10 protein-coding genes are annotated in these 8,147 nt (G+C 43.5%); 7 read left to right on the top strand and 3 right to left on the bottom strand.

Features of this window, described 5'->3' with window-relative positions; translation table 11 throughout:
- Positions 1–231 precede the first annotated feature (231 nt).
- The 3 genes from P8O70_02010 to P8O70_02000 all read left to right on the top strand — a co-directional run bounded on the left by P8O70_02010 (position 232) and on the right by P8O70_02000 (position 2,111).
- Positions 232–840 carry a ferric reductase-like transmembrane domain-containing protein gene (locus P8O70_02010; protein ID MDG2195659.1) on the top strand — a complete coding sequence of 203 codons (609 nt, stop codon included), beginning with the start codon at positions 232–234 and terminating at the stop codon, positions 838–840.
- Between the two features lie 284 nt (positions 841–1,124).
- Positions 1,125–1,709 (top strand): hypothetical protein, encoded by a 585-nt coding sequence (locus P8O70_02005; GenBank protein ID MDG2195658.1) that lies wholly within the window; start codon positions 1,125–1,127, stop codon positions 1,707–1,709.
- Between the two features lie 93 nt (positions 1,710–1,802).
- The gene (locus P8O70_02000; protein MDG2195657.1) at positions 1,803–2,111 is read left to right on the top strand and encodes a hypothetical protein; all 309 of its coding nucleotides are present in this window, start codon (positions 1,803–1,805) and stop codon (positions 2,109–2,111) included.
- A gap of 1 nt (position 2,112) precedes the next feature.
- Here P8O70_02000 and ylqF read toward each other — a convergent pair whose 3' ends face one another.
- The 3 genes from ylqF to P8O70_01985 are packed head-to-tail and all read right to left on the bottom strand — an operon-like array spanning position 2,113 to position 4,916.
- Positions 2,113–2,997, bottom strand: coding sequence for a ribosome biogenesis GTPase YlqF (ylqF, locus tag P8O70_01995; protein MDG2195656.1), 885 nt, complete (start codon positions 2,995–2,997; stop codon positions 2,113–2,115).
- On the bottom strand, positions 2,997–3,938 hold the full coding sequence (locus P8O70_01990) for a histone deacetylase (protein MDG2195655.1): 942 nt from the start codon (positions 3,936–3,938) through the stop codon (positions 2,997–2,999). The genes ylqF and P8O70_01990 overlap by 1 nt, the downstream gene beginning before the upstream one ends.
- 9 nt (positions 3,939–3,947) lie before the next feature.
- Entirely contained in the window at positions 3,948–4,916 is a 969-nt protein-coding gene (locus P8O70_01985; protein ID MDG2195654.1) for a 2-dehydropantoate 2-reductase, read from the bottom strand.
- A 46-nt stretch (positions 4,917–4,962) separates the two neighbouring features.
- Here P8O70_01985 and aat point away from each other — a divergent pair, with 46 nt between their 5' ends.
- From aat to tsaD, 4 genes are read left to right on the top strand one after another with little or no spacing between them, the layout of a single operon-like run.
- Entirely contained in the window at positions 4,963–5,643 is a 681-nt protein-coding gene (gene aat / locus P8O70_01980) for a leucyl/phenylalanyl-tRNA--protein transferase (protein ID MDG2195653.1), read from the top strand.
- A gap of 10 nt (positions 5,644–5,653) precedes the next feature.
- The gene (locus P8O70_01975) at positions 5,654–6,340 is read left to right on the top strand and encodes an SPOR domain-containing protein (protein MDG2195652.1); all 687 of its coding nucleotides are present in this window, start codon (positions 5,654–5,656) and stop codon (positions 6,338–6,340) included.
- 11 nt (positions 6,341–6,351) lie between these two features.
- A complete protein-coding gene (locus P8O70_01970; GenBank protein MDG2195651.1) occupies positions 6,352–7,050 on the top strand; it encodes a CPBP family glutamic-type intramembrane protease in 699 nt (232 codons plus the stop codon).
- Between the two features lie 27 nt (positions 7,051–7,077).
- A complete protein-coding gene (tsaD, locus tag P8O70_01965; GenBank protein MDG2195650.1) occupies positions 7,078–8,088 on the top strand; it encodes a tRNA (adenosine(37)-N6)-threonylcarbamoyltransferase complex transferase subunit TsaD in 1,011 nt (336 codons plus the stop codon).
- The last annotated feature ends 59 nt before the right edge of the window (positions 8,089–8,147 follow it).

The following is an 8,147-nucleotide window of genomic DNA, read 5'->3' as shown; positions in this document are numbered from 1 at the left end:
GGGCTCAGGGATGATCTCACAGATTGGATGAAGGCGCGGAAGTAATTTTTAATATGATTCGACCTAGGACTGTAGCCCCCAACTATTGGAGGCTACTAACTCCTCCCTAGGTCAACGAACTTGTTTGAAACAAGTTTGAAGGCTTCAAAAAGTTAACTAGGCATTCTGAGTGAGTCAAGGCAAATTCTAAATCTGCAATCCTGATCTAATAATACATGCTTAACTCGTGATTTGTCATCCAAAGCATCGCGAACAACCAATAAATTCTTTTGGGTTGCCTGCCTCTTACCATTAATTTGGATAGGAACTCAAGTTACTGAGAGCGCAAACCCTGTAGAGTATCTTGTTCATGCAACAGGAGACTGGGCTGCTTATTTTTTAGTGGGTATTTTATGGCTTTCTCCGTTAAGAATTTGGCTTGGGAAGCGGAGTGGTTTTAGTTGGATCAAGCGGCTTCAATCCCATCGAAGAAGTATTGGGCTAGCATCGGCCTTCTATGCGGCTCTGCATTTTACATTGCACGTACTTGATAATCCTGAGTGGGAGATTTTGTGGAAAGATCTTCATAGAGTCTACTTACTCACAGGGTTTCTAGCCTTTCTAATCCTTTTGATACTAGCCCTGACCAGTAGCAATGCAATGGTCAGAAAACTCGGTGTGAATCATTGGAAAAACATCCATCGTCTCATCTATTTTGCAGTGGTTTTGACAGCAATTCACTTATTTCTGAATGAAAAGTCATCGAATCTTCAGGCACTGATTTTGTTTGTACCCTTATTAGCCGCAGAATTCCTGCGATTAGGATTCTGGTGTTACGAATACTGCCAAAAAGAAAGATAACTTCCTGAGTGTTTTTATGTTTCTCTATTTCGAAACTCAGCCAACTGTCGGTCCGCGCCACTTTTGCAGGCTTGCATGGGGTCAGCAGGTGCGGAGAGGTCTGCAACAATGGCGTCTGAGCGTTCAGACTGGGAAAGTGGGGACCAATCATTATTCAAAGGATAATTGGTTCAAGTCTGCAGATGCACTACACTCGAAAATAAAAATTCTTGAAAAAGAAATTACTGAGAAGGGATTTTCTCGGAGAAATAATCCATCTCTTGAGCAACTGAAATTTCCATTTCATGAGAACGAGCAGGCCACCCAAATCGAACTCTTCTCCAGCCTACCTGCCTAGCTACTGCCAAGGATTTGTCCTTCTTCTTACACTAATGCTGTACGTTTATCTTTCAGCTTTAGTCGCTCGGATCTATCAAAGTGAGACTCAAAGTAAAGCTCACAGCAAAATCTTACTGGATCGCTTAAAAATTTATCAGGAAGCCCAAGTGGTTGCGTTGTTGGGGTTGGATTCCCTAAGAAACATGCCCAGATCACTTTTAATGGCAACTCCGAAAATTTTGCCGATATCATCTGGAATGGGGATAGATTGGCAAGCGCTAGCGAGTGAAGTGGATGGAGGAACAAATTTGCTGCTTGGTCTAAATTATCAAACGGTTTCCCAGTCAGAAATCAGCATTGAAGTGCTACTTTCAAGCAATCAATTCGATGTGACTAAATTAGCATATCATCAGCGAGAATCTCCTAAATTACCACCCAAGCTCATTTGGGATGTTAGTGAGGATCGAGAATTAGTTGAGACGAGTTTAAGACATTGGATCTGGTTAGCTGATACTTGTATGAAACCACCTTTTGATTTTTCTTATTCTTGATCTCAGCAACTGGACTGGTCTGGTGAAAATGTCCAGATTGCCTCCGACAACCATAGCTTGGTGGTACCGTTATCCATCTTTGTAGATGGAAACTTGGTTCTGAATTTACCTTCAGCGAGTGATTTTGGAGAATTAGATTCCCAGTTGTTGATCTGGGTAAGTGGTAAGTTGAATCTACAAGCTCGAGAGGGATCTGGTCCGGCAAGTTTTAATGGAATTGCGGTGGTTGAGGGTGAGGATTGTATTCAGCAACTTGTGTCTGAAATTTACTGGAGTGGCCATCGAAGCTGCATCGAGAATCCCAGTAGTTTGGGTTTGTTTCACATTAGGCAAAAGAACTGGGCAGGTGGATTCCTGAAACGCCTACTTCTCAGAGTTAGCGGAGTCAGGACAATTATGTAGATTACAGTAGATCCAGGTTAATTGGGCCACAGAGTCCTTCCCGAAAATCGTGGAGAAGCATCTCTGAAACTCGCTGAATATCTACATTTCCCCCTGTCCGAAAAAAACCTCTATTGTTGGCGATTTGATGAAGAATTTCCTGTGAGCTTTGTGCCTCACAGCCTTCAATTTTATATCTTAATAGTAGCTTTTGAGGGAAACGTTGTTTACCTAGTTGAATCAAATAGTTGGCTAAGTTCTCTACACCAACGATTTCATCTCTGATGCCTCCAATGAGGGTTAGGTTCAATCCATCAATGGTATTTTGGATTTTAGGCCAGAGGATTCCTGGAGTATCCAGTAGTTCAGCATTTTGGCCGAGAACAATCCACTCCTGATGTCTAGTCACTCCAGGCTTGGGACCAGTTTGAGTAGCCCCACGACGAGCAAGAGCATTTATCAAACTTGATTTCCCCACGTTAGGTATACCGATAACCATCAGTCTCAAAACTGGGGGGCGGATGCCTCTTTTTCGCAGATTCTCCCAGCGTGTTTGCATCAGTTTTTTTGAATTGGGAATAATTTGGCTGAGTCCTTTTCTCTTTTTTACATCCACAAACAGGAAGGGCTTGGTCGATTCGTTTTTTAATTTTGACTCCCACTTCTTGATTTGATTTGGATCAGCCAGATCTGATTTATTGAACAGAATTAAAGAAGGTTTGTTGATCAGAAGATTTTGTAAGTCAGGATTTTGTGAAGTGACGGGGAGTCTGGCGTCTCTCAACTCAAGGACAACGTCAACTCTTTTAATTTGATCCCCTACTCCTCGTAACGCCTTGCGCATGTGCCCTGGGAACCAGTTGATGTTTAACTTTTCAAAGTCTTGCAAATTTTGCAAATCTTCCATCAGTTTAGAAGTTCCTGAATATGGGCTTCTACACTTAAAGCTAGTGCTTCCAGATCATAACCCCCCTCCAGCAAGCTTACGATACGACCAGCCGCAAATTTTTCAGCGAGAGTTCTCATTGTTTTTGTAATTTCACGATAGCAATTTTCTGTGAGATTCAGCATCGCTAGCGGGTCACGAATATGTCCATCAAAACCGGCAGAAAGAAGTATGAAATCTGGTTTGTATTCCTTGAATTGAGGAATGATTCGATTATGGAAAAATTCTAAATATTTCTCATCTGATGTACCAGGAGGCATAGGAAAATTTAATGTAAATCCCTTACCTAATCCAAAGCCAGTTTCATGGGCGAAACCAGTCCCAGGATAACAAGTTCTTGGGTCTTGATGTGTACTTGCGTATAGGACCTGTGCGTTTTCTTCAAAGAGATGCTGTGTGCCGTTGCCATGATGTACGTCAAAATCAAAGATGAGAATCCTCTGATATCTTAAATTTTTCCGCAAAAATTCCGCAGCAATTGCTACATTGTTAAAGAAACAGAAGCCCATCGCTGAGTCATGTTCAGCATGATGGCCAGGAGGGCGAACAGCACAAAAGGCATTGTCTAGTTTGCCCTCAGCAACCTGGCAAACACTATCGAGAACTGCTCCAACTGCGTGTGAGGCTGCACCGAAAGTCCCAGGGGAAATGACACAATCTGGGGTTCCAAGTGTTCCTCTACCCAGTTCCACCGCTTCCTGAACGGAATCGATATACCTCTTGGAGTGTAACATTTCGATTTCTTTAAGTTCTGCGGTGCGTCCGGGACGCACCGCTAATTCATTCCACAGACCACTGTGCTGTAGATGCTGATCGACTGCTCGGAGGCGGTCAGCATTTTCGGGGTGGTTGCCTGTGTCGTGTTCAAGATAAATTTTGTTGGTGTAGAATCCAGTAGCCATACTACTAGCTCAATTTGGTGTTTGTTTTAATGAAGAGTTTTCAGGAAATTTTAAGAGTTCTGCCAATGTTTCCAGTGTTGGAACAGAGAGATGATGCTGGTGAGCCTTCCTGACCAAATAACCCTGAATATAATCCACCTCATTAGGTCGATTTCTTCTTCGATCCTCATACATAGAAGAGTAGTTCGCACTGGTTTTGTAGGCGACTTGATCAATCAAAGTGAGAATTTCTAAAGGTTCAACTTCTTGACACAATTCTAGTCTCATCATCTGAACCCCCTCCTGGACAATTCTCTTCCAGATTTGCTTAGAATTTGGATTATCAAGCAAGTCTCCGTTTCGACACAACCATAAAGCTGAAAGACTGTTGATGGAACAGTTGACAAGAAGTTTTTCCCAAAGTTGTTTAAGGATGTTGTCAGTGAGTAAAACAGGAAGTCCTGTCGCTTTAAGTCTTTTGAAAAGTATGTTTTTCAATGACCTTGGGACGGAGTTGTCCAATGTGCCAAGATAACTGGAGCCTGTTCCAGTAAGTTTGAGAAATTCGTACTCGTGCCAGTAAGCCCCATTGCTAGTTGATAGTATCAGAATAGGTTGTTCAGAGAAAAGCTCGCGGACTTCTTCAAAAACACCAAGACCATTTTGTAATAAAATTATCGGGATCTGCTTTGAAATCAATGCTTCCTGAAGTGGCAGAAGAGCACTCCTTACAGAATAGGCTTTGGTAGCGATAATCAGTGCTTCTAAAGTTGGTAAGGAGGGATTATCTGATTTCGTTGCAGAGGTTCTGCAATTTTCGAAAAGATTATCCTTTTGAATTATACATTCTCGATAACTGGTATTTTGGCGCTGCAGGAGTAGAGTGTCTATTTTTGCTCGCTGAAGGTAATAAGTCCAAAGCCAGCCCATGGCTCCTGCCCCGAGGATTCCCCACTTAGGTAGAATTATTCCATTTTCTATTTGAGAGGTGGATGCCATTTAAAAAGCAATCTGTTTTGTGACGGAAGTCTTTAGCTGAAGGCCGATGCCAATCTACCAACTTCATCCGAATATTTTACAATTTCCTTCACCTAATGAAGCAGAACCCAGCGGCTTGTTGGCAGTGGGCGGAGACCTTTCAAGTGATCGGATTCTGATGGCCTATCAACAAGGAATTTTCCCTTGGTATGAAGAAGGGCAGCCGCTACTTTGGTGGAGTCCTGATCCCAGACTAGTTCTGTTCCCTGACAAGATCCACATTACCCGCAGTTTAGCAAAAGTTCTTCGTAACAGACCCCATCAAGTGCGATATGACACTCACTTTGCTGAGGTGATTGATCAGTGTGCTACCACTCGGGCTTTGGAAGGCACTTGGATCACGAAGGCAATGAAAAATGCCTATATTCGGTTGCATGAGCAAGGATTTGCCCATTCCATTGAAGTCTGGGAGGAAGATCAATTGGTGGGAGGACTCTATGGGATTTCCCTCGGACATTGTTTTTTTGGTGAGTCTATGTTTAGCAAAAAAAGTAATGCATCAAAATTGGCCTTGGTTTCACTATCTAAGTTTGCAATGGAACAAGGATTGCGATTGATTGACTGTCAGGTCACAACTGATCATCTTTTGAGCTTGGGAGCTGAGGAGCTGGGGCGCAAAGATTTTTTGGAAATGCTACAGCAAGAACTGAATTATCCTACCCTGCGGGGCCGCTGGATCCCCACTTAACGGAATCTTCATGGCTAAACAAAAAGCAATGTTTCTGCTGAAACTTTCCTATCCGGTTGCAATGATGATTCTGGTAATAAGTGGGTTCAGCTTAGTCGTCAGTTTCTATATGGGTATGATCACGGGGCAAAGCATGCGCCAGTTACCAGAAACAAGCATTGCTTCTAAGGAAACAAATCGCCCAGAAGCACCTGATCTTAAAAAAGAAGATCTTCGTTTTTTTGGGCTGAGTGAACCCCAAGAAGATCAAATAAATTTAGATTTACCAAGATTAGACCGTCTGCAGCAGCGTACGGAGGCTCTTAGTTCTGCAGCCACTACACTTAAGAATTCTCCTCGTCCGACAGATCTTTTGCAGCCTCCTGCACGCCCTGCAGTAGCAACTCCAGATCTCAAATTGGAGTCGGCTAATGAAGAAAACATGGAATCAGTCGATCAAGCCCGTCCTTCAGAGCCAAGTTCAAGTTATACTGTTCAAGTATTTTCTTCGAAATTGCGAAAAAATGCTGAGGATGTGCTCAATCAACTGCGTGAGAAGGGCTTCCCTGATGCGTATATTCATACGCACATTAATCAGGACAACAGTGTTCTCTACCGGGTTCGTGTTGGCAAGGTGCCCAAGGATAAAGCCGAAGATCGCGCCTTTGAGCTACGTCGCTTGAATTTCATCGACTCCGTCCAAATCACAAGAATCTAGTCTAAAGCCTTATGATGCCTTCCTACTGGGAGACGACTAGGAGCCCCTATGCCTCTGTGCTTCTAGCCTTACCCCTATTGGTTTGCTACGAAATCCTATTGCTTTTGAGTGACACGGGAGGAGCCTGGCAGATCCGCAACGCGATGGATGTTTGGGTGCGATACGTGTTTCAGGCGTTTGAAATTCGGCCACAACATGTGACCTTTGTTTTGATCGGTATTCTGATTGGTGCTCTCGTCTGGCTTCGATTGAAAAGACCTGAGATCGGCTTGCCACTAAATTATGCCGGGATCTTACTTCTAGAGGCCTTTATTTACAGCACGGTCCTAGGAGTTTTGGTGAACCTACTCTTATACTCGAGTGTTTTAGATCTGTTGATTGGTAACCAGTCAGCTCAAAAACTCGCCCTCTCGATTGGTGCGGGGTTATACGAAGAATTTGTTTTTCGAGTGCTGCTGTTGAATGGGTTGTTTTTTGGGTTACACTCCATTTTGCGGAGTACGGTTTTAACAGCTGTGATTGCGATCCTCTCCGCCTCATTTCTCTTTGCCTTAGCTCATTATGTAGGTAGTCTGGGAGATGACTTTGATTTGCATAGCTTCCTGTTTCGCTGGGTAGCTGGTTTATTGTTCACAGTACTTTATTTTGTGCGTGGATTTGCGGTGACTGCCTACACTCATGCCCTTTATGATATTCACGTATTGCTCTGATTCAACAACATACTTTAGGGAATAAATTTGACTAAAAATGCCTTGGGACTTGGGATTGATACAACATTTGATGATACATCAGTTGCAATCCTGCGCGGGCACCAAGAAATTCTGGCAAACCTGACATTATCTCAATATCGGGACCATGCAGAATTTGGAGGGGTTGTTCCAGAGCGAGCAGCCCGTAAACACCTCGAAGTGATTCATGCTTTGATCGATGAGGCATGTCGTAAAGCAGATGTGAAGTTAGAAGACCTTGACTACATTGCTGTTAGTAATTTGCCAGGATTACTTGGAGCTCTTATAGTTGGAGTGATGGTCGCCAAAACACTTGCGTTCTCATTAAAGATCCCTCTCATTGGTCTGAACCACGTTGAAGCGCATCCCTACGCAGGTGTTCTCTCAGGCCAACTCTTTCAGTATCCAATATTACATTTGGTAGTTGCTGGAGGACACACTCTTCTGATGCATGCAAGAGATCACTTCGATTACGAAATTGTTGGTCGAAGTATGGATGATGCAGCGGGAGAATGTGTGGACAAGGTTGCGAAACTATTTGGATATCCAATGCCGGGAGGGCCAGTTGTAGACCGTTTTGCTATTGGAAATCCAGGAAACAGTTACGATTTCCCAAGCCCTCGCATTCATGAACCAGATTTTGATTTTTCATTCAGTGGGCTAAAGACAGCACTTCTGAGGTTTAAAGAACAAGAGCCCGAAAAAGCAAAACGAGATGAACCCGAAGTATTGGCCTGCTTTTTTAGAAGTGTGGCTCGAGTGTTGATTCATAAGACGTTCCGAGCTTTAGACACCTACTGCTTGAAACGCCTCTCAGTTTCTGGTGGCTTGGCAGCCAGTAAATTTCTAAGAGAAGCCTTTGAGGAGGAAGCAAAAAAGCAAGGTATCGAACTCTGGTATCCTCCACCTAAATTATGTACAGACAATGCCGCAATGGTTACCTGTCTGGCTTCCTACCGCCACGCAGCAGGTCTCTTTGATGATTTGCTCATGGATGCACACCCAAACCTCTTAAGCTAGGGCCTGTGATCAATTTAGCCAAATGACCGCCACTATCCAGTGGATACCCCCTAGAAAGG

This window comes from SAR324 cluster bacterium (genome assembly GCA_029245725.1).
Lineage (GTDB): Bacteria > SAR324 > SAR324 > SAR324 > NAC60-12 > JCVI-SCAAA005.
Note: the sequence above shows the minus strand (reverse complement) of the source record. Positions and strands in the feature narration are given on the sequence as shown.